This window comes from Ruegeria sp. BE1, assembly GCF_056538885.1.
In genome coordinates this window covers 51577-75259 of the sequence record NZ_JBQFTY010000002.1, presented here as the reverse complement: position 1 = coordinate 75259, position 23683 = coordinate 51577, and the positions used below count along the sequence as shown (strand labels likewise).

The 23683-nt window shown below is 60.6% G+C and carries 21 protein-coding genes; 12 read left to right on the top strand and 9 right to left on the bottom strand.

The annotated features are described in order from the left end of the window. Nucleotides 1–11 precede the first annotated feature (11 nt). Together ACR0J5_RS06560 and ACR0J5_RS06555 are read right to left on the bottom strand one after the other, a co-directional pair. Nucleotides 12–671 carry a DsbA family oxidoreductase gene (locus ACR0J5_RS06560; protein WP_480651599.1) on the bottom strand — a complete coding sequence of 220 codons (660 nt, stop codon included), beginning with the start codon at nt 669–671 and terminating at the stop codon, nt 12–14. Further along, nucleotides 668–2185 (bottom strand): class I adenylate-forming enzyme family protein, encoded by a 1518-nt coding sequence (locus tag ACR0J5_RS06555; protein WP_480651597.1) that lies wholly within the window; start codon nt 2183–2185, stop codon nt 668–670. The genes ACR0J5_RS06560 and ACR0J5_RS06555 overlap by 4 nt, the downstream gene beginning before the upstream one ends. 65 nt (nt 2186–2250) lie before the next feature. Here ACR0J5_RS06555 and ACR0J5_RS06550 point away from each other — a divergent pair, with 65 nt between their 5' ends. Continuing rightward, nucleotides 2251–2874: a helix-turn-helix domain-containing protein gene (locus ACR0J5_RS06550; protein ID WP_480651596.1), complete on the top strand. Its 624-nt coding sequence runs from the start codon at nt 2251–2253 to the stop codon at nt 2872–2874. On the opposite strand, the gene ACR0J5_RS06545 is transcribed toward ACR0J5_RS06550, so the two are convergent. Both ACR0J5_RS06545 and ACR0J5_RS06540 read right to left on the bottom strand, forming a co-directional pair. After that, on the bottom strand, nt 2863–3099 hold the full coding sequence (locus tag ACR0J5_RS06545; protein ID WP_480651594.1) for a hypothetical protein: 237 nt from the start codon (nt 3097–3099) through the stop codon (nt 2863–2865). The genes ACR0J5_RS06550 and ACR0J5_RS06545 overlap by 12 nt on opposite strands. A gap of 539 nt (nt 3100–3638) precedes the next feature. Then, a complete protein-coding gene (locus ACR0J5_RS06540) occupies nt 3639–5453 on the bottom strand; it encodes an extracellular solute-binding protein (protein ID WP_480651592.1) in 1815 nt (604 codons plus the stop codon). Nucleotides 5454–5745: 292 nt separating this feature from the next. Between ACR0J5_RS06540 and ACR0J5_RS06535 the strand changes: the two genes are divergently transcribed. Together ACR0J5_RS06535 and ACR0J5_RS06530 are read left to right on the top strand one after the other, a co-directional pair. Continuing rightward, nucleotides 5746–6519, top strand: a complete 774-nt coding sequence (locus ACR0J5_RS06535) for a 3-hydroxybutyrate dehydrogenase (protein ID WP_480651590.1) — start codon at nt 5746–5748, stop codon at nt 6517–6519. Nucleotides 6520–6580: 61 nt separating this feature from the next. Then, nucleotides 6581–7609 carry a patatin-like phospholipase family protein gene (locus ACR0J5_RS06530; protein ID WP_480651588.1) on the top strand — a complete coding sequence of 343 codons (1029 nt, stop codon included), beginning with the start codon at nt 6581–6583 and terminating at the stop codon, nt 7607–7609. Here ACR0J5_RS06530 and ACR0J5_RS06525 read toward each other — a convergent pair whose 3' ends face one another. The 4 genes from ACR0J5_RS06525 to ACR0J5_RS06510 form a co-directional block, all read right to left on the bottom strand. After that, a complete protein-coding gene (locus ACR0J5_RS06525; RefSeq protein ID WP_480651586.1) occupies nt 7610–8287 on the bottom strand; it encodes a DUF502 domain-containing protein in 678 nt (225 codons plus the stop codon). 64 nt (nt 8288–8351) lie between these two features. Next, entirely contained in the window at nt 8352–9257 is a 906-nt protein-coding gene (locus tag ACR0J5_RS06520) for a pseudouridine-5'-phosphate glycosidase (protein WP_480651584.1), read from the bottom strand. Continuing rightward, on the bottom strand, nt 9254–10147 hold the full coding sequence (locus ACR0J5_RS06515; RefSeq protein ID WP_480651582.1) for a PfkB family carbohydrate kinase: 894 nt from the start codon (nt 10145–10147) through the stop codon (nt 9254–9256). The genes ACR0J5_RS06520 and ACR0J5_RS06515 overlap by 4 nt, the downstream gene beginning before the upstream one ends. Nucleotides 10148–10192: 45 nt before the next feature. Next, nucleotides 10193–10810 (bottom strand): thiamine phosphate synthase, encoded by a 618-nt coding sequence (locus tag ACR0J5_RS06510; protein WP_480651580.1) that lies wholly within the window; start codon nt 10808–10810, stop codon nt 10193–10195. Between the two features lie 160 nt (nt 10811–10970). Between ACR0J5_RS06510 and ACR0J5_RS06505 the strand changes: the two genes are divergently transcribed. The 4 genes from ACR0J5_RS06505 to ACR0J5_RS06490 all read left to right on the top strand — a co-directional run bounded on the left by ACR0J5_RS06505 (nt 10971) and on the right by ACR0J5_RS06490 (nt 15715). Next, the gene (locus ACR0J5_RS06505) at nt 10971–11714 is read left to right on the top strand and encodes an RNA methyltransferase (protein ID WP_480651578.1); all 744 of its coding nucleotides are present in this window, start codon (nt 10971–10973) and stop codon (nt 11712–11714) included. Nucleotides 11715–11776: 62 nt separating this feature from the next. Next, nucleotides 11777–12922 (top strand): heme A synthase, encoded by a 1146-nt coding sequence (gene ctaA / locus ACR0J5_RS06500; RefSeq protein WP_480651576.1) that lies wholly within the window; start codon nt 11777–11779, stop codon nt 12920–12922. A gap of 1 nt (nt 12923) precedes the next feature. After that, entirely contained in the window at nt 12924–14393 is a 1470-nt protein-coding gene (locus tag ACR0J5_RS06495; RefSeq protein ID WP_480651574.1) for a carboxypeptidase M32, read from the top strand. 116 nt (nt 14394–14509) lie between these two features. After that, entirely contained in the window at nt 14510–15715 is a 1206-nt protein-coding gene (locus ACR0J5_RS06490; RefSeq protein ID WP_480651572.1) for a DsbA family protein, read from the top strand. Between the two features lie 39 nt (nt 15716–15754). Here the strand turns inward: ACR0J5_RS06490 and gyrA are convergent, their stop codons facing one another. Continuing rightward, nucleotides 15755–18490: a DNA gyrase subunit A gene (gene gyrA / locus ACR0J5_RS06485; protein ID WP_480651570.1), complete on the bottom strand. Its 2736-nt coding sequence runs from the start codon at nt 18488–18490 to the stop codon at nt 15755–15757. A gap of 193 nt (nt 18491–18683) precedes the next feature. Between gyrA and ACR0J5_RS06480 the strand changes: the two genes are divergently transcribed. From ACR0J5_RS06480 to pgi, 5 genes are all read left to right on the top strand, one after another. Then, nucleotides 18684–18953, top strand: coding sequence for an usg protein (locus ACR0J5_RS06480; RefSeq protein ID WP_480651568.1), 270 nt, complete (start codon nt 18684–18686; stop codon nt 18951–18953). Between the two features lie 103 nt (nt 18954–19056). After that, nucleotides 19057–19752, top strand: coding sequence for a lipid-binding SYLF domain-containing protein (locus tag ACR0J5_RS06475; protein ID WP_480651566.1), 696 nt, complete (start codon nt 19057–19059; stop codon nt 19750–19752). Nucleotides 19753–19885: 133 nt separating this feature from the next. Further along, on the top strand, nt 19886–21334 hold the full coding sequence (gene zwf / locus ACR0J5_RS06470; protein ID WP_480651565.1) for a glucose-6-phosphate dehydrogenase: 1449 nt from the start codon (nt 19886–19888) through the stop codon (nt 21332–21334). Next, nucleotides 21331–22002: a 6-phosphogluconolactonase gene (pgl, locus tag ACR0J5_RS06465; RefSeq protein WP_480651563.1), complete on the top strand. Its 672-nt coding sequence runs from the start codon at nt 21331–21333 to the stop codon at nt 22000–22002. The genes zwf and pgl overlap by 4 nt, the downstream gene beginning before the upstream one ends. Nucleotides 22003–22007: 5 nt before the next feature. Next, on the top strand, nt 22008–23618 hold the full coding sequence (gene pgi, locus ACR0J5_RS06460) for a glucose-6-phosphate isomerase (RefSeq protein ID WP_480651561.1): 1611 nt from the start codon (nt 22008–22010) through the stop codon (nt 23616–23618). Nucleotides 23619–23683: the final 65 nt, after the last annotated feature.

The following is a 23683-nucleotide window of genomic DNA, read 5'->3' as shown; positions in this document are numbered from 1 at the left end:
ATGGGTCTGTGCTAATTTGCAGGATTAGCCTCAATTTGAGACATGATCTCGCCGATCACTTTCTCCCACATTTCAGGGGGTTGCGCGCCGGGGACCGCATGTTGGTTTGCCACGATGAAGGTGGGCACCGAATTGACACCCATCTGACGGGAATGGGTGTCGCGGCCGCGGATGTCCTCGCGGTCGGCGTCGGATTTCAGCAGTTTTTGCACCACGGCGGCGTCCATACCGACGCTGTCGGCAATGTCGCCCAAAACCTCATGATCGCCAATGTCGCGGGCTTGCACGAAATAGGCATCGAACAGGGCATCCACCACCGCGTCCTGTTTGCCCTCAATCCCAGCCCAGTGGATCAGGCGATGGGCGTCCAGCGTGTTGGGGGTGCGTTTCATACCCTCGAAATCAATGCTAAGCCCGGCGTTTTCGGCATGTTCAACCACCGGAGCATAGGCGCGCACGGCTCCGTCTTTGCCGCCGAATTTCCGTTCAAGATACTCGCGGCGGTCCATGCCTGCATCCGGCATGTCGGGGTTCAGCTGAAACGGGTGCCATTCTATGACAAAAGGATGGTCGGGAATGGCGGCCAGCGCCTTGTCCAGATGGGTTTTGCCGATATAGCACCACGGGCAGATCGGATCGGACATGATGTCAAGCTTGACGGTCTGGGTCATGGTGTGTTCGCCTTGAAATAGGCCGGCAACGCCCGGCGCAGGAGTTTGCCATTCCCGCCGCTTGGCAGTTCAGGCAGATGGACAAAAGCGCGCGGTTGTTTGTAGCGCGCCAGATTTTCCTCGACATAGGTGCGCAAGGCGGCCTCGTCCAGTTTTTCCGGTCCGGTATAGAAGGCGGCTATCACGAATGTGTCTTGTTTGACCTCAACCGCTGCGGCGCCCACCTGGGTGATGCCGGGGTATTTGGACAGGGCGGCCTCAACCTCGACCGGGGACACGCGATAGCCGCCCGCGTTCATCATGTCGTCGCCGCGTCCCAGATAGGTGATCTGTCCATCGACGGCCATGGCGCCCTGATCGCCGGTCAGGAACCAGTCGCCCTGCATGCGAGCCTTGGCCTCATCCGGGGCGTTCAGGTAGGTCAGCATGAGGCCGGGATCGGTGCGGTGAATGGCAATAGTGCCTTCCTGCCCTTGGGGAACCGGGCCGTCCGGGCCCAGGATTGCGACGCGGCGGCCGGGCTGCGGCTGCCCCAGCGACTCGCCCCGTGCCGGATGATCGGGGCTGGACGAGATAAAGGTCGAACATTCGGACATCCCGAACGCCTCATACAATTCACACCCGGTCGCCGCGACCCATTGGGTGTGCAGCGGACGTGAAAGCTTTTCCCCTGCACACAGGCCGTGGCGCAGCGCAGGTAGGTTCAGCGCGTCCGGGGATTTCAGCAGTTTGCGAAACACGCCCGGCGCGGCGGCAAAGATCGTGGCTTTATGCTCATGCAACAGGTCGGGCAGCGCGTCGGGGTCTGTGCCGGGCTCAGGGATCAGTGCAGTGGCGCCGATGGTCCAGGGGTCCATCAACCCTGTGCCCAGCGTATAGGTCCAGTTAAAGGCCCCCGCATGGCACAGCCGGTCGTCGGCGCGCAGCCCGTACCAGCCATCCACCATCATCTGCCGCGCCCAGATCGCCCGGTGCGCGTGGGCTACGGCGCGCGGTTTGCCCGATGTGCCAGATGTATAGACCACATAGGCCAGCCGGTTCGGATCGCCCATCTCGAACGCGGCGGGGGGCAGATCGCGCATGGCGGTCAGGTCGCTGAGGGTGATCTGATTGGGATGCGCCGCGCAGGCGACCGTGGGGTCACGCAGGATCGCGACAGGTTGCAGGTCTGCGATGATCCCTGCGGTTTCTGGTTCGGTCAGTTGTGACGAGGTCGGAACCGGCACGATGCCCACGGCAATTGCGCCGAGATAGGCGATGGGGAAATCGACCGTATTGCCCAGACGCATCAGCGCTATGTCCCCGGGGGTCAAACCGGCGCGCAGCAATCCGGTAGCCGTGCCAAGTATCGCCGCTTTCAGCGCGCGATAGGTCCAGTCATCAGCCCCGTCGGCGCGCAACACCGACAAGGCAACCTTATCGGCCACCTCATCCGCGCGGCGCAGCACATGGGCGGCCAGATTGAAAGGGGCGGGGCAGGCCGGGGGCGGCCCCTGATCAAAAACAGACAGCATGGCAACTGGCTAGCGCGGTGCCTCGCGCGTTGCAAGCCGGGCAAGCTGCGCCTATAGAGTTTCGCATGAGCAAGAATGAACAGCCCTCATTGATCCGCATCGCCCGGGATTCCGGCGACCCGACCGAGCTGGAGCCTCTGGATCTGGGGGCTCGCGTGCGCGAGCTGCGCAAGGCGCGGAACTGGACGCTGGAACAGGCGGCCAGTCAGGCGGGGCTTGCGCGCTCGACCCTCAGCAAGATCGAGAACGGTCAGATGTCGCCCACCTATGACGCGCTGAAAAAGCTGGCGATCGGGTTGGAGATTTCGGTGCCTCAGCTGTTCACGCCGCCGCAGCGCGATCAGGTGATCGGACGCATGGCCGTGACCCGTATGGGCGAAGGGGCCGGGCACCCGACGGCCACCTATGAGCATGAGCTTTTGGCCGAGAACCTGACAAAAAAGCAGATGTTGCCCTATCGCGCCCGCGTGCGCGCGCGGTCAATGGATGAGTTCGACGGCTGGGTCCGCCATGACGGAGAAGAGTTCCTGTATGTGCTGACAGGGGTCGTGCAGCTGTACACCGAGTTTTACGAGCCCGTCGAAATGCGCCGCGGCGACAGCGCCTATTACGATGCCAGCATGGGCCACAACGTGATTTCGACCAGTGACGAGGACGCGACGATCCTGTGGGTCACGTCACTTGCTTAACGTGCGGTCGAATTCTCGGTTCAGACCTTCGGTAAACAGGAAATCCTCAAGCTCTTCATGGGCCTCGTTCACGGTCAGGTGGTGGCGTTCGGCCAGATAGGCCTCGAACCGTTTGCGATCTTTGCCCAAGCGCGGTTTGTCCTGGTCGCGCAGGTTCGGAAAGCGCCGCTTTGCACGCGAGTACATCGAGTCCCAGTCTTGCGTCAGGTCAGTCCAGTTCAACATATGTCAGCTTCCGTCATTTGCGTTGCACGGCTGCTCGGCCCACGTATCAGGGTACGGAGCGGGGCAGAGTCCCCGAGCATGACAAAATGTCGCAGGTGTGCGTGGCTGAGTTCGGTGGGTAAATGGCCCGCCACGCACAACGCGCAACGGGCCTACGGACCTAGGTTGTGAGTGAGTGGAGGCCGGTCCGCAAAACCCATCAATGCAAGTGTGGCTGTCCGGCTATCTAGCGAAATTTTCAGAACTAATCCGAACACCCAACGTTCTAAAATACCGGTAAGCTAGCTTGTTTGGGTATGATCCGTAAAGCCCCTAGTATGGGTTTATTGGGCTTCTGCTGGAAATTGGTTAGGGCACATAATGTTGTGGTTTTGTCCAAAGCCGCCCAAATTGGTGGTATTGTTTCCTGAATGTGCCGAAATCCGCCGACACCCAAGGATGCGCCGCCCCGCTGAGATAACGAACCGGATAGTGCGCAACCTTCGGTGAAATGGGCGCGGGCACAGACGCCCCTGACGCGGGCACGGTGCCCTGCGCGGTTACTCTTGGTGCCACCATATTTGCGGCATGTATTCCGGCCCGTCTCCGTAGATTGGCAAAGTGTCGGGATGCCTAAGCTCTTTGACATGTGCGATGCGACCGACATCGAAATTCCAGATCGGAATGACATATCGTCCGGCGGTCAGAACGCGATCCAGCGCGCGGGTGGCTGCCACGAATTCCTCGTGGTTTTCCGAGGCCAGCATCGCATCGATCAGGCCATCGACCGCGGGTGAGGTCACCCCCATCAGGTTGCGGGTGCCTTGGGTATCCGCGTTCTGGCTGCCCCAGTAGAGGCGCTGTTCATTGCCGGGCGACAGCGACAGGGCGCGCCGGAAAAAGGTCATGTCGAAATCCAACTCGGCGGTGCGTCCGACCAGTTGGGCGCTGTCCACCTGCTCGATGGTGAAACTGATCCCCAGCCGTTCCAGCGCGCGCGCATAGATTTCCATCGCTGTCTGGCTTTCGGTGTCACCCTGTTGCAGCAGGATGCTGAGGGTGAAATCCTGCCCCTGCTGGTTCCGCAACACCCCGTCCTGAATGGTCCAGCCGGCCTGATCCAGCAGATCAATTGCTTTTCGGATATTCGACCGGTTGCGGGCTGAGCCGTCACTGACGGGCAGGGTATACCCCTCAAGAGCGCCGGGGGGCAGATCACCCGCATAGGGTTCTAGCAGTTCAGCGACGCGTCCCGATGCGGGTCCGGGCTGCATGCTCAATTCCGAGCCCGAGAAATACGAGGTGATCCGGGGTTGGGCATTGCCAGTGATCGTGTCGTTGATGAACTCGAAATTGAACGCCAGCAGCAACGCCTCGCGCACGCGCCAGTCATCCAGAGGTGCGGCGCGGGTGTTCATCACAAATCCGGTCATGCCCGAAGGCTTTCCATGCGGGATTTCGGTTTTGACCACATCGCCGCGCTGAATGGCGGGGAAATTGTATTGGTTGTCCCATTTGTCGGCGTTGAACTCGCGCACGGCGCTCAGCTCACCTGCCTTGAACGCCTCAAACAGAACGGTGCCGTCGCCGTAGAATTCGATCCGCATCTCATCAAGGTTCATGGTGCCCCGGCGAAACGGGACATCCGCGCCCCAATAGTCAGGGTTGCGGCGCAGGTTCACATAGCGCCCGGCCTCATAGCTGTCGACGACATAGGGGCCGGTTCCGATGGGAACATCGTGCAGACCTGCATTGGCAAAGTCTTTCCCCTCCCACTGGGCCTTTTGCAGGATCGGGCGCATACCGGCCAGCAGCGCCAGTTCCCGATCCGGTTCGTTGAACGAGATACGGACGGTGCGCGGCCCGGTCTGTTCAATGCTGTCCACCTTGTCCCAAAGCCCGCGATAGCGCAGATGACCTTCGGTGCCCAACGTCTCATACGACCAGATCACATCGTCTACGGTGACCGGGCTGCCATCGGAAAACCGCGCGCCGTCGCGCAGGGTGAATTCCACCCAGGATCGGTCCGGCGCCGTCTCAACTGATTCGGCCAACAACCCGTAAAGCGTGAAAGGTTCGTCCCAGGACCGGCCCATCAGGCTTTCGTGGGTCCAAAATGGCAATTGCCAGGGGGATGCGCCTTTTTGCACAAACGGGTTCAAACTGTTAAAGCCGCCGGTGTTTCCGAAAACGACCCGTCCGCCCTTGGGTGCATCCGGATTGGCATAGGGCAGAGACACAAAATCCGGTGGTAGGGCCGGGTCGCCATACATAGCTATGCCGTGGGCCGATTCTGCGTTAGCGATAGCAGCAGAGAAAAGGCAGGTGATTCCCGCGATCACAGGGCGAACGGGGCGTAGAAAATCGGGGCGCATTTTGGAAACAATCCTGCTCTGGCCTTATTTTGTTGGGATTCATCGTACCGATGATTTTTCTTATTTTCAAACTTTTAGCTTGGATGAATGCAAGGAATTGCTTATAAAGGTTGCACTGCTCGATAGGTTTCTTGCCTGTATGAAACCTGCCTCAATAACTTAACGCCCGCTTCGTGCGGGCGTTTTTTTTGGCAATTTTTCCGCAGGGAAATGTCACCGGTTGTTTCCCCGTTCACTTTGCAGGTGCAGCATGGCACTGTGCTGCCAAAGCGAAATCTGAGGGAGAACTGGCATGAGCCTGTCTGGAAAAACGGCAATCATCACGGGATCGAATTCAGGGATAGGTCTGGGCGTTGCACGCGAATTGGCCAAGGCCGGGGCGGATGTGGTTTTGAACTCATTCACCGACCGGGACGAAGATCATGCGCTGGCGGCCCAGATCGCGAAAGAGACCGGCACCAACGCGCGCTATATCAAGGCGGACATGTCCAAAGGCGATGAATGCCGGGCGCTGATCGAGCAGGCGGGGGCCTGCGATATTCTGGTGAACAATGCGGGCATTCAGCACGTGTCACCGATCGATCAGTTCCCGATCGACAAATGGGACGCGATCATCGCGATCAACATGAATTCGGCCTTTCACACCATGGCTGCGGCTTTGCCGATGATGCGCAAGGCCGGGTGGGGGCGGGTGGTGAACATCGCCTCGGCCCACGGGCTGACGGCGTCGCCTTACAAGGCGGCCTATGTCGCGGCCAAACATGGTGTGGTGGGGATGACCAAGACCGTGGCGCTGGAAACCGCGCAGGAACCGATCACCTGCAACGCCATCTGTCCGGGCTATGTGCTGACCCCACTGGTCGAGGCGCAGATTCCCGACACGATGAAGGAATACGGCATGAGCCGCGAGGACGTGATCAAGAACGTTATGCTTGAGCGGCAACCGTCGAAAGAGTTCGCAACGGTGGAACAATTGGGCGGGACGACGGTCTTTCTATGCTCGGACGCGGCGGCGCAGATCACGGGCACGACGATTTCCGTGGATGGTGGCTGGACGGCGTTGTGATGTTGTGTGGGGGCTTTGCCCTCACGCCCCCGAAGTATTTTGAACAGAAAATGGGGTGGGCGTGGTGAAAAAAATAAATCTGGCTTTGCAGGGTGGTGGCGCGCATGGGGCGTTTACCTGGGGCGTGTTGGATCGGCTGCTGGATGAGGACGATCTTGAGGTTGCAGCCATCACCGGCACCTCGGCCGGGGCGCTGAACGGGGCGGCGTTCAAATCCGGTATGGTGCGCGATGGGCGTGACGGAGCGCGCGCCAATCTGAACGGTCTGTGGGAGAGGATGGGGGCCGTAGGTGACATGCGGCTTGCCAATTGGATGCAGGCCATCGAACCCTCGCAGATTGCACAAGCGATGGAGTATTCCCTGCCGTTCTCGGTCGGGGATACGTGGTCGCGGTTGGTGTCGCCATATGCGTACGGCCCGTTTTACCGCAACCCGCTGGAGACCGTGGTCGATCGGTTCAATTTCGCCGAGATTTGCGCCGATGAAGGCCCCCGTTTGCATGTCTGCGCCACATGCGTGCGCAGTGGCAAGATACGGGTGTTCACCGGGGATGAGATATCGACCGACGCGATCCTGGCGTCGGCCTGCTTGCCTACGCTGTTTCAGGCCGTTGAAATCTATGACCCCAAATCGGGCCGGACCGAGGCGTATTGGGATGGCGGCTATACGGGCAACCCGGCGCTTTATCCATTGTTCGACAGTGACTTGCCGGATGACGTGGTAATCGTAAATATCAACCCGCTGGAACGGGATGAGGTGCCAAAAACGCCGCAGCAGATTCAGAACCGGGTCAATGAAATCAGCTTTAACTCATCCCTGTTTCGCGAGCTGCGCGCGATCAGTTTTGTGCAGCGCCTGCTGGCCGAAGGTAAGCTGAAGGCCGGGGAGATGAGCCGCGTTCTGGTGCATATGATTGCGGATGACGCCTTGATGAACGATCTGTCCGTTGCGACCAAAACGGTGCCCAACCCGGTGATCCTGCACAAGCTGAAAGAGGCCGGTCGCGCGGCGGCGCATCGATTTCTGGCCGATCACAAAGACGATCTGGGGCAGCGCAGCACGGTTGATCTGCCCGAGATGTTCGGCTGATCACTCGGGCGGCTGGGTCGGGTCTTTTTCGTTGGGATAGACAAGGCCCGCCGAAATCACCAGTTTTGCGGCCTCTTCAATGGACATATCCAGAAGGATCACGTCCTCTTCGGGGAAGAACAGCAAAAAGCCCGAAGTCGGGTTTGGCGTGGTGGGGACGAAGATGCTCAGCAGGGCGCCGCCGGTTTCGGCGCGTTCGCTGACTTCGCCCCGCGCGGTGGTAGAGACGAAGCCGATCGCCCAGATGCCCCGGCGCGGGTATTGGATCAGGCAGGCTTTTTCAAAGGATCGCTCGGTCTGTGCAAACACCGTTTCCGAGATTTGCTTGATACCGGAATAGACGGATCGCACCACCGGCATCCGATCCACAACGCTTTCGGCGAAATGGATCAAAGAGCGACCGAGGATGCCCTTTGCGATCCAGCCGACCAGAATGGTGAAGATCAGGAAGATCACCACCCCTACGCCGCGCAGGTTGATGCCGACATATTGCTCGGGTTGGAATTGCTGCGGCACCAGCGGCAGAACCGCGCTGTCGATCCAGCCGACCACGGACCAGATCAGCCAGACGGTCAACCACACAGGCGCAATGACAACGATGCCCGTCAGAAAAGACGCACGCAGCCGGGAAAACAGGCCCGGTCGGCGGTGAGGTTCTTCGTCAAAAGGCGTGTTCATTGCGGTCCTGAGCAGTTTGCGGATTTAGTTAAGCAGTCCCGTGCCTTGGTACAATAGGTTTATGTCATTGCGACAGGGCGCGGGCGATCCGGGCGGCCAATTTTGCGTTATTGCGGACCAGAGCGATGTTTGCGGTCAGCGAACGGCCCTCGGTCTGTTCGTAGATCCGTTGCAACAGATACGGGGTGACGCCTTTGCCCGTGATGCGGTGGGTGTCCGCGTCTGCCTGGGCCGATGCGATGATAGGGGCCAGTTCCTCGGCCGCAATCTGGTCATCCTCGGGGATCGGGTTGGCGATCAGTTGTCCACCGGGCAGGCCAAGGGCGCGGCGGGTGGCGTGGGCCTTGGCGATGGCCTCGGCACTGTCCATGCGCAACGGGGCGGCATAGGGGGATTTGGCCGACCAGAAGGCCGGGAATTCATCCTGACCGTGGGCGATGACAGGCACGCCCAAAGTCTCTAGCACCTCAAGTGTTTTGGCCAGATCGAGGATGGCTTTGGCACCAGCTGCAACCACCGTCACGGGGGTTTGCGCCAGTTCGTGCAGGTCGGCGGAAATGTCAAAGGACGTCTCGGCCCCCTGATGCACGCCGCCAATGCCGCCAGTGGCAAAGACCTGAATTCCAGCATAATGCGCCGCGATCATGGTGGCGGCGACAGTGGTGGCCCCGGTGCCCCCGGTCGAGATGCAGGCCGCCATATCAGCGCGTGAGATTTTGGCGACGCCTTGCGCCTGACCCAGAGCCTGCAGCTGATCAGCCTCAAGCCCCACGTTCAGAACACCATCGATCACCGCAATGGTCGCTGGAACTGCACCGGCGTCGCGGATGTCCTGTTCGACCTGTGCCGCGACCTCGATGTTCTGCGAGTAAGGCATGCCGTGGGTGATGATGGTGCTTTCCAGCGCCACGATGGGGTGGCCTGCATCCTTGGCGGCGCGGACCTCGGCTGAGTATTGAATGTCGATCACAGTGGTGTTTCTCCGGAAACGTAAGTGGCTGCGGCGTGCAGGGCGCGGGTCAGGGCTGCGTCGGGGGCGGCCCCGGCGGCCTCGGACGCGATATGCGCCGCCATGAAAGTGTCGCCTGCACCGGTCACGCGGGTGACCAGAACGGACGGGGGTGTTTGGGTCAGGATTTGATTGGCGCTGCCGATCGTGGCCGAATTGCCGCCATCCGTCACCAGCACCCGCAACGCGCCTCGGTCCAACAGGCCCTTGGCGGCGGATTCGGAATCGGTGAACTCGCGCTGGCAGAGGATGCCGGCCTCTTCTAGGTTCACGTAAAGCGTCGCGCGCGCGCTTTTCAGGAACGGCAAAAGACGTTCGGCCTTACCGGGTGAGGCCGGGGCAACGCGCAGGTCCGCTTTTGCAAAGGCGGGACTTTGCGCGATGTCCTCCAGCAGGCTTTGCGTCAGGTTGCCGTCCAGCGCGATGGGGCCTTCGAACGGCGTATTTTCATACCCCAAAGGCCCGTGCATCAATGGGCGCAAGATCTTGGACCCTGCGGCCTCCAGCGAATGCGCATCAGCAATTGCGGCGATCAGACCATTGGCCCCTTCGACCGCCATATACCGGTCGGTCGGCAGGTCCTGCGAACGGTAGACGTGATCCGTCACCATACCCAACCGGGCGCAGGCGTTGACCAGTTCATCGCCTTCAGGGTCGCGGCCAATGGCGGTCAGCAGAGTGGGGGTCATGCCGAACCGCACCAATGTCATGGCAATGTTCATGGCCACGCCACCGGGCAGGCGGGTGATCCGCCCCGGCACGTCTGATCCCTGCCGCATGGCGCTGGCAGACCGCCCGATCACGTCCCACAGGACCGAGCCGATACACAGGATTTCGCTGTTCTGAGTCATGCCCGTGTCATGCCGCAGCACTGGAAGGGGTGCAAGGGTTAACGCTCACATCGCGTCGGTAAGCGATTTCAGCGCTGCAACCGGGTCGTCCTGCGACCAGATTTCATCCCCAATGCCAAAGAAATCGGTATGAGGGGCGAGGTCGCGGATCAGCTCGGGCGTCAGGCCGCCTTCGGCCACGACCGGCACTTCGATCATCTCGGACCACCATTGAAACAGGTCTTTCCCGGCAATCGTGCCGTCGCCCAAAGCTGACGCGCCAACCGGGCCAAAGGCCACATAATCCGCGCCATTCTCACCAGCGGTCATGCCATCGTGGCTGGAGGCGGCGCAGAAACTGCCAACGATGGCATCCGCACCCAGTTCCTTGCGAGCGGCGCGGACGGAACGCGCGGCATCGTCCAGATGCACCCCGTCCAGCCCCAGTCGTTGCGCCAGCAGGACATGGTTTGAGATCACGATCGCCACATCCCGCGCATGGGCAACCTCGCGGCAGACATCGGCGGCGCGGGCGATGGTGTCTTCGTCACTGCCCGCCAGCGCCAGCCGGATACAGGCAACCTCGGTGCTGTCCAGCACGCGGCCCAACTGCTCGGGGAAGGTGCTGAGCGCGATGGTCGGAGGCGTTATCAGGTAAATCTGCGGCTGCTCGGGGGTGTCCATGGCGTGTCCTTCGGAATTGTTCTTAGGCGCGGTTTAGCGGATTGCGCGGGGGAAGCAAACTTTTAAGCCTCTGGCCGAAGTATTTGGGAACAGAACAAGGGGATCGGCTTGCTCTGACCTGACAGGCCGATTACAGCAGGCGGAACTTTCGGAGACAGCCATGCCCAGCGATACATCCCAGCCGTCCTTTGTGCTTGTGCGCCCGCAGATGGGCGAAAACATCGGTGCCGCCGCGCGCGCGATGTGGAATTTCGGGCTGGACCGGATGCGGATTGTTGCGCCCCGTGACGGCTGGCCCAACCCCAAGGCTGTGGCGATGTCCAGCGGGGCCGGGCGTTTGCTGGATGAGGCGCAGCTGTTCGATGATCTGGCCGGGGCGTTGGCCGACAGCACCTTTGTCTTTGCCACCACGGCGCGGCAGCGGGGGTTGACCAAGCCGGTCTACAGCCCCGAACGCGCCATGCAGATGGCCGCCGAAAAGGTCGCGGCGGGTGAAAAAGTCGCCGTTCTGTTCGGCCCCGAACGCGCAGGGTTGGAAAATGAGGACATTGCCAAGGCCAATGCCATCATCTCGGTGCCGGTGAATCCCGAATATGCCTCGCTCAACCTTGGGCAATGCGTGCTGCTGACGGCGTATGAGTGGATGCGTCAGACCGGCGATGTGGTGCATGAGGCCACCGATCTGGGCAAAGGTGACTGGGCCACAGGGATCGAGGTTGAGAAACTGGTTGAACACTATGAGGACCGGTTGGAAGAGGCAGGCTTTTTCTACCCGCCCGAAAAGGCCGAGGGGATGAAGACCAATCTGCGCAACCTGTGGTCGCGGATGCGGATGACGCGGGCCGATGTGCAGATGCTGCACGGGATCATGCGTCAGATGGTCCGCTGGAAGGACAAGGGCTAAGGCTGGACCTATGTTCCGCTTCACCCTAGCTTGCGACGAAATCCAAGGCACAAGAGGACAGCATGAGCGGTAAGCGCAGCATCTTCGAAGACGTCTCAGACACAGAAAAACAACAGGCAGTTCAGCCCGGTATGATCGACCGTGGCCGTGGTGGCGCGCGAAAGGCGATCCGCGCGTGGCTGATGATCCTGTTTGCGCTGGTCGTGATCATGATCGCCGTGGGTGGGCTGACCCGATTGACGGATAGTGGCTTGTCGATCACCGAATGGCGCCCGATCACCGGGGCCATCCCGCCGATGTCCGAGGCCGACTGGCAATCCGAGTTCGACAAGTACAAGGAAATCGACCAGTGGCGCATCCAGAACCAGTGGATGGAGCTGGATGACTTCAAATTCATCTACTGGTGGGAATGGGGCCACCGCCAGTTGGGCCGCGTGATTGGTCTGGTCTGGGCGCTTGGGTTCTTTGGTTTCCTAGTCGCGCGGAAAATCCCGACGGGATGGACCGGCAAGCTGCTGATCCCCGGTGTTCTGGGCGGGGTTCAGGGCGCTGTCGGCTGGTGGATGGTCGCCTCGGGCGTGACGCAGGGCGAGGGGATGACCGCTGTTGCCAGCTATCGCCTGGCCACTCATCTGGGGCTGGCCTTTGTGATCCTGGGGTTTCTTGCGTGGTACATCTTTGAACTGGGCCGCGAAGAACGCGACCTGTTACAGGCCCGCCGCGCGAAAGAGGCGAAACTCTTCTCGCTATCCACCGGCCTGATGCATTTCGCATTCCTTCAAATCCTGATTGGTGCTTTGGTCGCGGGGATCGACGCGGGGCGGTCCTACACCGACTGGCCCCTGATCGGCGGGCAAGTGTTGCCGCCCGATGCCACGATGCTGGAGCCGATGTGGCGCAATTTCTTCGAAAGCCCCGGTCTGGTGCAGTTCATTCACCGCTGCGCGGGCTATCTGCTGTTGATTTTCGGCGTCATCGTCTGGCGGCGGGGCGGCACCAGCGCGCATCCGCAGACGCGGTTTGCCTTTAACGCAGCCTTTGCGGCGCTGGCACTGCAAGTGGTGATCGGCATCGTAACCGTGGTTTATGCCGCGCCGTGGCAGATCGCGATTGTCCACCAGTTCATGGCCGTAGTCGTCTGGACCCTGATCCTGCGCGCGCGGTTCCTGACCGCTTACCCAATCGCAACCTCAATCCGCGGAGCGTGACATGACCGCCTTTGACGACCTGATGGCTTTTCAACGCGAAACCTCGGCGCTGGGGCAGATCGCCGGGCGGTTGGGCTGGGATCAGGAAACGGTGATGCCGCGCGGGGCCGCCCCGCAACGGGCCGAGGAGATGGCCGCGATCGAAGCTGTTTTGCACGCCCGCCGGTCCGACCCACGTGTGGCCGAATGGCTGGAACACGCCGACCCGCAGGATGAGGTGGGGCAGGCGCAGGTGCGTGAAATCCGTCGGTCGTATGAGCGTACGATCAAAGTGCCGGCCGATCTGGCAAAGGCCATCGCGCGGGTCACATCCGCCGCGCAGGGCACCTGGGCGCAGGCCCGCGCGGATGAGGATGTCTCGGCCTTCCTGCCCGTGCTGCAACAGGTCGTCGCCCTGAAACGTGAAGAGGGCGCGGCGCTGGCCCAGGGCGGTGATGTCTATGACGCCATGGTCGAGGATTATGAGCCTTACACAACCGGCAGCCAGATCGCCGACATCTTTGATCAGATGCGCCCGCGTCTGGTGGCCCTACGCGCAGCCGTTCTGGACCGCCCGGCGCCGCAAGAACTGACCGGCACGTTCGACGAACTGACCCAGATGCGCTTGTCGCAGAAACTGGCGACAACCTTTGGCTATGACCTGAACACGGGGCGGGTGGACAAGGCCGTGCACCCGTTCAGCTCGGGCAGTGGTCTGGACGTGCGCATCACCACCCGCACCAGCGAGACTGATCCCTTCAACTGTTTCTATTCGGCCATTCACGAGGTCGGCCATGCTGCCTACGAACAAGGCATCGATCCGGCCTATGCGCTGACACCGCTGGGCAGTGGGGTGTCGATGGGCGTCCATGAAAGCCAAAGCCGGATTTATGAAAACCAGCTGGGCCGCTCGCGCGCCTTTACCGGTTGGCTGTTCGACCAGATGAAAGACGCGTTTGGGGATTTCGGGATTGCCGATGCAGACGCGTTCTATGCCACGGTCAACGGTGTCCATAACGGCTATATCCGTACCGAGTCGGATGAGGTGCAATACAACCTCCACATCATGCTGCGCTTTGATCTGGAGCGCGCGCTGATGGCCGGAGACTTGCAGGTCGACGATCTTGAGGCCGCGTGGAACGACCGGTTTAAATCGGATTTCGGTTATGCGGTCGATAAGCCGTCGAACGGGTGTTTGCAGGATGTCCACTGGTCGGTGGGGCTGTTTGGTTACTTCCCGACCTATTCGCTGGGCAACGTCTATGCCGGGTGCCTGTATCAGGCGTTGCGCGCTGCGGTGCCGGATCTTGAGACGCAACTGGCGCAGGGCGACACGACAGGCGCAACCACGTGGCTGCGCGAGAACCTGCAACGCCATGGCGGGCTTTACGCACCCCGCGACACAATCACCCGCGCCAGCGGGATGGAGCCCGGACCGGAACCGCTCTTGTCCTATCTTGAGGGTAAATTCGGCGCGCTCTACGAGCTGTGAGACGTCACGTTCCCGTGTCGCGGCATGGGCTTTTCTGCCGCAACCGTTAAAGTGCCCCAAGACACGCGTCGGAGGGGCCTTTGTCAGTCAGTCGGAAACTCAAAACGCGGGCCGCAATGGTTCTGACCAGCAGCGGGTTGCAGACCACGCGGCGAACCCTGCATGAGGTCAGGCGCCGACTGACCGGACAGCCTCATGTGGTTGAGTATTTCCATGATCTCTCAGATCCTTACAGCCTGCTGACGGTGCAGGTTCTGGCAGATTTCAAACATCGCTATAGTATAGAACTTCGAACCTTTCTGATCTCAGGATCGCCGCCCGATATGATGCCCTCACCAGAAGCGTTTCGGCTGAATGCGTTCCACGATGTGGTGCGGGTGGCCAACCGTTTGGGCTATGTGCCTCCCACGGTGCCCACTCCTGATCCCGCGCGCATTGCCACGGCGGAACGCGTTTTGGCTGGCGCGGATGATTTCATTGCCATGGCTCCTGAGGTGACTGAAACCCTCTGGGCTGACGCATCGATCCCGGAGGGGCCAGAGGTCGATCCAGCGACGGTCATAGCATTGGGCGATCAATCTCTTGCGGCGGTCGGCCATTATCAGGGCGGATGTTTTGCCTATGGCGGCGAGACCTATTGGGGGCTGGACCGGCTGCATTATCTGGAAAACCGGTTGCAGGGTCTGGGGCTGGGGCAAAAAGCTGATCCGATCATCCCGCAGATCGCACCGAACCTGACCCCAGCGCCGGGGGCTGAGATCGAGTTCTTTTTCTCTTTCCGCAGCCCGTATTCCTATCTGGCCTTCGACCGGGCCCGTGCCCTGGCCCGAGACTGCCAGGCCAATCTGATCCTTAGGCCGGTGCTGCCGATGCTGATGCGCGGCTTGCCGGTGCCAAAGGCGAAATCGTCCTACATCCTGCGCGATTGCACGCGCGAGGCGCGGCGGCTGGGTATTCCATTCGGTCGCATCTCTGATCCGCTGGGGGCAGGGGTGGAACGTGGTTATGCCCTGCTGGATCATGCCGAGGCGCAGGGGCGGCTGGCTGACTACTGCTCGGCCTTTCTGACGGCTGTGTGGTCGCAGGGGATTGATGCGGCGACGGAGACCGGCTTGGCCCAGATCGCGGAAAAAGCGGGGCTGGATTGGCAAGAGGCCAAGGCGCATGTGCACTCCGACACGTGGCGCAACCGGGTTGAGGCCAACCAAGCCCGCCTGCAAGAGATCGGCCTGTGGGGCGTGCCCAGCTTTCACGTCAACGGGCAGAGCATCTGGGGGCAGGATCGGTTGTGGGCAATTGCGGACCTGCTGCGCGGCAGTTAGCAGGCAAAGAAAAAGGCGCCGAAGCGCCTTTTTGTTCGTTTATTCGGGGGCTTGCCCGTCGTCTTCTTCGTCACCCTGATCGGCGATCCAGGCGACGCTGACGACCTCTTCTCCCTTGCCGGTGTTGAACACCCGCACGCCACCCGCGCTGCGCGACCGGAATGAGATACCATCGACCGGCACCCGGATCGACTGCCCCTTCGATGTCGCCAGCATGATCTGGTCGTCGATCTCAACCGGGAATGAGGCCACAAGCTCACCGCCGCGCATCGCCTTGTCCATGGCCGCGACACCCATGCCACCGCGCCCGCGCACCGGGTAATCGTGGCTGGAGCTCAGCTTGCCCGCGCCGCCCGATGTGATGGTCAGGATCAGGTTCTCGGCCGCCGACATCTCGGCATAGCGTTCCTGCGTGATGGTGCCGGGGGCTGCTTCGTCTTCGTCCGTCTCGCCATCATCGGCGATGCCCGCCACGGCCCGGCGCATCTTGAGGTAGGCGGCACGCTCGTCCGGGTCGGCCTCGAAATGGCGGATCACGGACATGGAAACCACCCGGTCGCCATTCGTCAGCTTGATGCCGCGCACACCGGTGGATTCGCGCGAGTTGAAGACGCGCACATCGGTGGTGCGGAAACGGATCGCACGGCCCGAATTGGTCACCAGCATCACATCTTCGTCTTCCGAACAGATACGCGCGTTCACCAACTCCACATCGTCCGGCAGCTTCATCGCGATCTTGCCGTTGCGGCGCACATTGGTGAAATCCGACAGGCGGTTACGCCGCACATCGCCCGCGCTGGTGGCAAAGACGATTTGCAGGTTCTCCCACTCTTCATCCGGCACATCCACGGGCATGATCGCCGCGATGGAAACCCCGGTCGGGATCGGCAGGATGTTGACGATCGCCTTACCTTTGCCAGTCCGGCTGGACTGCGGCAAACGCCAGGTCTTGAGCTTGTAGACCATGCCTTCGGTGGTGAAGAACAGCAGCTGCGTGTGAGTGTTGGCCACGAAGAGGTTGGTGACGACATCCTCTTCCTTGGTCTGCATCCCCGACAGGCCCTTGCCGCCGCGCTTTTGCGCGCGGAAGTCGGCCAGCGGTGTACGTTTGATGTAGCCGCCCGATGTAACGGTCACGACCATGTCTTCGCGCTCGATCAGGTCCTCGTCTTCCATGTCGCCGGACCAGTCGACGATCTCGGTGCGACGGGGCACGGCAAACTGTTCACGGACTTCGCGCAGCTCATCGCCGATGATCGACATGATGCGTTCGCGCGAGGACAGAATATCCAGATATTCTTTGATCTTGGCCGCCAGTTGCTCCAACTCGTCCGTGACCTCTTTGACGCCCAGTTGGGTCAGGCGCTGCAGACGCAGTTCCAGGATGGCGCGGGCCTGAACCTCGGTCAGGTTATAGGTGCCATCGTCGTTCATCTTGGACAGAGGATCGTCGATCAGGCGCAGATAGCCTTCGATCTCGGCCGCGGGCCAGCGGCGGGTCATCAGTTTTTCGCGCGCCTCGGCGGCGTCGGCGGATGAGCGGATGGTGGCAACCACTTCGTCCACGTTCGACACGGCCACGGCCAGACCACACAGGATGTGGCTGCGTTCCCGCGCTTTGCGCAGGTCATAGGCGGTGCGGCGGGCGACGACATCCTCACGGAAGTCGATGAACGAGGTCAGGAACCGGCGCAGGGTCAGCTGTTCAGGCCGACCACCGTTCAGGGCCAGCATATTGCAGCCAAAAGACGTCTGCATCGGCGAGAAACGGTATAGCTGGTTCAGCACCACCTCGGGCGTTGCATCGCGTTTCAGTTCGACCACGACGCGCACGCCATTGCGGTCGGATTCGTCCTGCACATGCGCCACACCTTCGATGCGTTTTTCACGTACGGCTTCGGCGATCTTTTCGATCATCGAGGCTTTGTTCACCTGATAGGGGATCTCATCCACCACAATCGCATATCGGTCGCGGCGGATTTCCTCGACCCGCGTCTTGGCGCGGATGATGACGCTGCCGCGCCCCTCAAGATAGGCTTTGCGCGCGCCGGATCGGCCCAGCATGACGCCTCCGGTCGGGAAATCAGGTCCGGGGACGTATTCGATCAACTGCTCGGAGGTCAGGTCAGGGTCGTCGATCAATGCCAGCGTGGCGTCAACAACCTCACCCAGGTTATGCGGAGGAATGTTGGTCGCCATACCCACGGCGATACCGCCTGCGCCATTGACCAGCATGTTCGGGAACCGGGCGGGCAGGACGGTCGGCTCTTTGTCTTTGCCGTCATAGTTGTCCTGAAAATCGACCGTCTCTTTTTCGATATCGGCCAGCAGGGAGGCGGCGGGTTTGTCCATCCGCACTTCGGTATAACGCATGGCCGCCGGGTTATCGCCGTCCATCGAGCCAAAGTTGCCCTGACCGTCCAGCAGCGGCAGCGACATTGAGAAATCCTGCGCCATCCGCACCAGCGCGTCGTAGATCGCGCTGTCACCATGCGGGTGGTATTTACCCATCACATCGCCCACCGGACGCGCCGATTTGCGGTACGCCTTGTCATGGGTGTTGCCGGTTTCGTGCATCGCGTAAAGGATGCGCCGGTGCACCGGTTTCAGGCCATCGCGCAGATCGGGGATCGCGCGGGAGACGATGACCGACATGGCATAATCCAGATAGGATGTGCGCATCTCGGATTCGATGGAGACCGTCGGGCCGTCATAGACTGGGCGCTCGGGCGGGGTTTCATCCATGTTTTCTGGGGTTTCTGGCGTATCGCTCACGTAAACTGCCCGTTCTTTGTGCTGGGTCTATATCTTGTGTGTGCACTCTATCAGACCCGGCACATAAGGTGCAAGCAAGCAGCGTATTTCGCGCAAAAAACCCCCGTAACACCAGAGTAACATATTGTTAACCAAGGATTAGGGGGTAGTCGTGTTACCCTGAAGAGACCTTGTAACAAATCTGGAGGTCTGCATGGAGCAAAGCGAAACGGAATTGATGCTTAAGGGATATGGGCTGACGACGGCGGAATTCTTCTATCACATGCCCGACTATATCCATGTTCTGAACACGTTCATCTGGCAGGACTACGATCTGGCGCCAGACCACCCGAAACTTTTTGAGTTTGTCGAGTTCTGGCAGCGCGAGATCGAAGGCCCGCTACATTCGGTTCGGTTTACCCATCGCAAGATGATCGCCCCCGGTGAATGGCGCAACATGGTGGGTGAGCTCCGCGTGAACTGAGCGAATGGAAAAATTTGGATGTGCAGTAAATTAGATACGTAAATTTGTTCTGCGCTTGGGGTAAGGTGCGATCAATCGCATTGACCACAGATGGAATCATTTCATGCCCCGAGGACTTATTTTAGCAACCAGCCTTTTCCTGAGCGGTCCGGCTCTGGCCGAAGGTGTTCTTGATAAGATAAAGAAAGGGGCGGAAAGCACGGCCACTGCCATTGGGCAGGGGGCCGAAGCAGTTGGTGATACGATTGAAAAAGGTGCCAATGTGGTCGATCACACGATCGATTCCACCGCCGATCTGGTCACCAATGAGGCCACCCCCGAAGAGACACGCGCCAAACTTGATCTGATGGCCGATGAAGTCTTGACGCAATTGCTGGCTGAAAACCCCGAAGCGGATGAGCTGTTCGGCATCAGCGCTGGATACGCGGTCTTTGACTCCCGCAAGGTCACGGTGTTTCCGGTTTCTGCCGGGTATGGGCGCGGGGTTGCGGTTTCCAAGGACACCGGGCAGCACACCTATATGAATATGGGCACCGGAGGCGTTGGGGCCGCCGTCGGCATTGGCGGGTTTGAAACCAAGTTCGTGATCCTGTTCCAAGAGCCTGCGGATTTGGACAAGTTCATCACCCATGGTTATGACGCAACCGCTGAATCGGGCGCGATGTATGGTGATGAGCGCAGCGATGAAACGGTGCGTTTTGTGGATGGCCGCTCTTTCTTTGTGCTTGGGAAGAAAGGCTGGCGTGTATCTGCCGGGGCGAACGGTACCAAATACTGGAAATCGCCCGAGCTGAACTAGCAGAGCCTTTCCCGATCCTGGGGCTGACAGGTCCACAGCCGTGCGGTGGACCCTTTCCGGATTCACTAAAAAAACTTGGGAATTGATTGCGCTAACATTAGACATGGTCGCCGGGGCAAGGTAAGGAAAACGCATGGTTTCTCGTGTCATTCCTGTCGACCCTTTCGATCTGGTCATTTTTGGCGCAACCGGCGATCTGGCTCAGCGCAAGATTTTGCCGGCGCTGTTTCGCCGTTTTTGCGCCGGGCAATGGGCGGACGGGGTGCAGATCATCGGGGCGGCGCGATCCGATCACGATGCGGAGGGGTTTCGCGAAATCGTGGCCGAGTCGCTCAGGACGCATGCGGCAAAGCACTGCCGGGATGTCTCGGCGCTGAGGTCGTTTCTGCAATGTATCGACTATGTCTCGCTGGATGGCATCTCGGGTGAGGGCTGGGGGGCTTTGGCCAGCAAACTCAGCCATATCCGTGTGCGGGCCTTCTATTTCTCGGTCGGGCCGGCGCTGTTCGGGCCTTTGGCCGAGCGGATCAAGGCCCATAGCCTGATCACCCCGATGACCCGGATTGTCGTGGAAAAACCCTTTGGTCATGATTTGGAGAGCGCGCAGGCGCTGAACGCGACTCTGGCCGTGCATTTTGCCGAAAACCAGATCTATCGCATCGACCATTATCTGGGCAAAGAAACCGTTCAGAACCTGATGGCCGTCCGCTTTGGCAATATGCTGTTTGAACCGCTGTGGAACAGCCAATACGTCGATCATATCCAGATCACCGTGGCCGAATCCGTCGGCATTGATGGGCGCGAGGACTATTATGATCGCGCCGGTGCGATGCGCGACATGATGCAGAACCATCTGATGCAGCTGCTGTGTCTGATCGCGATGGAACCCCCGGCAAAGTTCGATCCTGATGCCGTGCGGGACGAAAAGCTGAAAGTGATCCGTGCGCTTGACTCGGTTGAGCCCCACCACATCGTGCGCGGCCAGTTTGTGGGCGACGGGCCCGGGTATCGGGATGTGGTGGGCAATCCGCGCTCCACAACCGAAAGCTATGTTGCGCTCAAGGCGCATGTCAGCAATTGGCGGTGGGCAGGCACTCCGTTTTACCTGCGTACCGGCAAGCGGTTGGTGGCGCGGTCCTCGGTCATCAACGTGATGTTCAAGGACGCGCCGCATTCCATCTTTGGCGAAGAGGCGGGGCGCCATGCCAACGTGCTGTCGATCCGTTTGCAACCGAATGAAGGTATCACGTTAAAAGTAACGATCAAAGAGCCGGGGCCGGGTGGGATGCGTCTGGTCGATGTGCCCCTGGACATGAGCTTTGCCGAGGCTTTGGGCCCGGAAAATCAGGACCCGCCCGATGCCTATGAACGTCTGGTGATGGACGTGATCCGGGGCAACCAGACCCTGTTCATGCGCGGGGATGAGGTCGAGGCCGCCTGGGCCTGGACCGACCCGATCATTGCAGGGTGGCAGGCACGTGGCGATGTGCCCAAACCCTATGAAAGTGGCAGCACGGGTCCGGGCGACGCCGAACTGCTGATGAAACGAGACGGTCGCCGCTGGCAGGGGATAAACCCATGAAAATACAAGAATACGCTGACCGCGACATGCTGGCCATCGACGTCGCCAACGTATTGGCCGGAGAGCTTGAGGCTGCCCTGCTGCACCATGATACCGTCTCGTTCGCAGTACCCGGAGGCACCACACCGGGGCCGATTTTTGACGGGCTGTGTGCGGCTGATCTGGAATGGGATCGGGTGCAAGTTCTGCCCACCGACGAACGCTGTGTCCCCGGCGACAGCGACCGCTCGAACGAGGGGCTGATCCGTGCGCGTTTGCTGACCAATCGCGCCTCGGTCGCGCAATACGTCCCGCTTTATCTGCCGGGGAAAGAGCCTGAGGATATTCTGCCCGAACTGGAAAGCCTGATTACACCGATCCGGCCTCTGTCCGTGCTGGTGCTGGGCATGGGCGAAGACATGCACACCGCATCCCTGTTCCCTGGAATGGATGGGTTGGAGGCCGCTTTGGACAGTCACGCGCCCCCATTGGCCGTGGCGCGCACGGATGTGCAGCCCGAACCGCGCATCACCCTGACCGCGCCGGTGCTGAACGGGGCCTTGTCGAAACATCTTGTGATCTTTGGGGCGGCAAAGCGTGACGCACTGGATCGTGCCATGTCCTTGCCACCGGAAGAGGCCCCCATCGCCGCCGTTCTCAGCGGTATGACAGTGCACTGGGCGGAGTGACTGCGATGAATTTGGATACCCTGATCACCCTTGCAGCGGACCGGAAAGACCAGACCATCCTTGATTTGTTCGACAAGGATACGACGCGGGCACAAGGGTTTTCGGCCTCAACCGGTGATCTGCTGTTTGACTATTCCAAGACGCAGATTGACGGCGACATCCGCGATGCGCTGATCGGGCTGTGTGACGATGCCGGGCTAGCCGACCGGCGCGCGGCGATGTTCTCGGGCGCAAAGATCAACGAAACCGAAGGGCGTGCGGTGCTGCATACGGCGCTGCGCAATCTGGATGGCGGCCCGGTCGAAGTTGACGGGCTGGACGTGATGCCCGACGTGCTGGACACGCTGCACCGGATGCGGGTCTTTGCCGAAGAGGTACGCGGCGGCGCGATCGCAGGAGCAGGGGGCGGCTTTACCGATGTGGTGAATATCGGCATTGGCGGCTCGGACCTTGGGCCGGTGATGGCGACCCACGCGCTGGCCCCGTATCATGATGGACCCCGGCTGCATTATGTGTCCAACGTGGATGGGGCGCATATCGCTGACACTTTGCGCCAGCTTGATCCGAAACGGACGCTGGTGATTGTGGCCTCCAAGACCTTTACCACCATTGAGACCATGACCAACGCGCGCACCGCGCGGGCATGGATGATGGATGGCGGGGGTGATCCGGCCAGACAATTCGCCGCCGTGTCCAGCGCCGTGGACAAGACCGAAGCCTTCGGTGTCCCGGCTGAACGTGTGTTTGGTTTCGCCGATTGGGTTGGCGGGCGGTATTCGGTCTGGGGGCCGGTGGGACTGCCTGTGATGATCGCTGTCGGCTCGAACGCGTTCGACGCGTTTCTGCGGGGCGGGCAGGCGATGGATGTGCATTTTCAGGCCGCAGACTGGGCCGAGAATATGCCGGTCATGCTGGCCCTTGTCGGCATCTGGCACCGTCAGGTTCTGGGCCACGCCAGCCGTGCGGTTCTGCCTTATGATCAACGCCTGCTGCGCCTGCCAGCCTATTTCCAACAGCTTGAGATGGAATCGAACGGCAAATCCGTCGCCATGGATGGCAGCGCGCTTATCGTACCGTCTGGTCCTGTTGTCTGGGGTGAACCCGGCACTAATGGTCAGCACGCGTTTTATCAGTTGATCCATCAGGGCACCGATGTAATCCCCTGCGAATTCATGGTCGCCGCCGAAGGGCACGAACCAGAACTGACCCATCATCACCTCCTGCTGCTGGCCAATTGCCTGGCCCAGTCCGAGGCGCTGATGCGCGGACGTTCGCTGGAAGAGGCCCGGCAGCGTATGGCCGAAAAGGGCCTGACGGGGGATGAGTTGGAGCGACAAGCCCGTCACCGTGTGTTTCCGGGCAACCGGCCATCCTCGACCCTGATTTACCCGCTGCTTACGCCGTTCGTGCTGGGCCAGATCATCGCCCTGTACGAACATCGCGTTTTTGTCGAAGGGGTTCTGCTGGGCATCAATTCCTTCGATCAATGGGGCGTTGAGCTGGGCAAGGAACTGGCGACGTCCTTGGGGCCGATTGTGGATGGTGAGCAAAGCGCCGAGGGCAAGGATGGCTCGACCGCGGCGCTGGTCGACTTTGCCTTGCGTCATCGCGGTTGACGCAGGGATCGGCTGCACTCTCTTATTGTCAGACAATTGAAATCTTGGCAGTGTCGGTGCCAAGG

Excerpts from the sequence above, each read along its gene's own strand:
- ACR0J5_RS06525 (WP_480651586.1), bottom strand. The coding sequence starts at position 8,287 with ATGAACACGCCTTTTGACGAAGAACCTCACCGCCGACCGGGCCTGTTT.
- ACR0J5_RS06550 (WP_480651596.1), top strand. The coding sequence starts at position 2,251 with ATGAGCAAGAATGAACAGCCCTCATTGATCCGCATCGCCCGGGATTCC.
- ACR0J5_RS06495 (WP_480651574.1), top strand. The coding sequence starts at position 12,924 with ATGACCGCCTTTGACGACCTGATGGCTTTTCAACGCGAAACCTCGGCG.
- ACR0J5_RS06475 (WP_480651566.1), top strand. The coding sequence starts at position 19,057 with ATGCCCCGAGGACTTATTTTAGCAACCAGCCTTTTCCTGAGCGGTCCG.
- pgi (WP_480651561.1), top strand. The coding sequence starts at position 22,008 with ATGAATTTGGATACCCTGATCACCCTTGCAGCGGACCGGAAAGACCAG.
- ACR0J5_RS06560 (WP_480651599.1), bottom strand. The coding sequence starts at position 671 with ATGACCCAGACCGTCAAGCTTGACATCATGTCCGATCCGATCTGCCCG.
- ACR0J5_RS06540 (WP_480651592.1), bottom strand. The coding sequence starts at position 5,453 with ATGCGCCCCGATTTTCTACGCCCCGTTCGCCCTGTGATCGCGGGAATC.
- ACR0J5_RS06545 (WP_480651594.1), bottom strand. The coding sequence starts at position 3,099 with ATGTTGAACTGGACTGACCTGACGCAAGACTGGGACTCGATGTACTCG.
- ACR0J5_RS06535 (WP_480651590.1), top strand. The coding sequence starts at position 5,746 with ATGAGCCTGTCTGGAAAAACGGCAATCATCACGGGATCGAATTCAGGG.
- ACR0J5_RS06515 (WP_480651582.1), bottom strand. The coding sequence starts at position 10,147 with ATGACTCAGAACAGCGAAATCCTGTGTATCGGCTCGGTCCTGTGGGAC.
- ACR0J5_RS06490 (WP_480651572.1), top strand. The coding sequence starts at position 14,510 with ATGGTTCTGACCAGCAGCGGGTTGCAGACCACGCGGCGAACCCTGCAT.
- ACR0J5_RS06480 (WP_480651568.1), top strand. The coding sequence starts at position 18,684 with ATGGAGCAAAGCGAAACGGAATTGATGCTTAAGGGATATGGGCTGACG.
- pgl (WP_480651563.1), top strand. The coding sequence starts at position 21,331 with ATGAAAATACAAGAATACGCTGACCGCGACATGCTGGCCATCGACGTC.
- ACR0J5_RS06505 (WP_480651578.1), top strand. The coding sequence starts at position 10,971 with ATGCCCAGCGATACATCCCAGCCGTCCTTTGTGCTTGTGCGCCCGCAG.
- ACR0J5_RS06510 (WP_480651580.1), bottom strand. The coding sequence starts at position 10,810 with ATGGACACCCCCGAGCAGCCGCAGATTTACCTGATAACGCCTCCGACC.
- ctaA (WP_480651576.1), top strand. The coding sequence starts at position 11,777 with ATGAGCGGTAAGCGCAGCATCTTCGAAGACGTCTCAGACACAGAAAAA.
- ACR0J5_RS06555 (WP_480651597.1), bottom strand. The coding sequence starts at position 2,185 with ATGCTGTCTGTTTTTGATCAGGGGCCGCCCCCGGCCTGCCCCGCCCCT.
- zwf (WP_480651565.1), top strand. The coding sequence starts at position 19,886 with ATGGTTTCTCGTGTCATTCCTGTCGACCCTTTCGATCTGGTCATTTTT.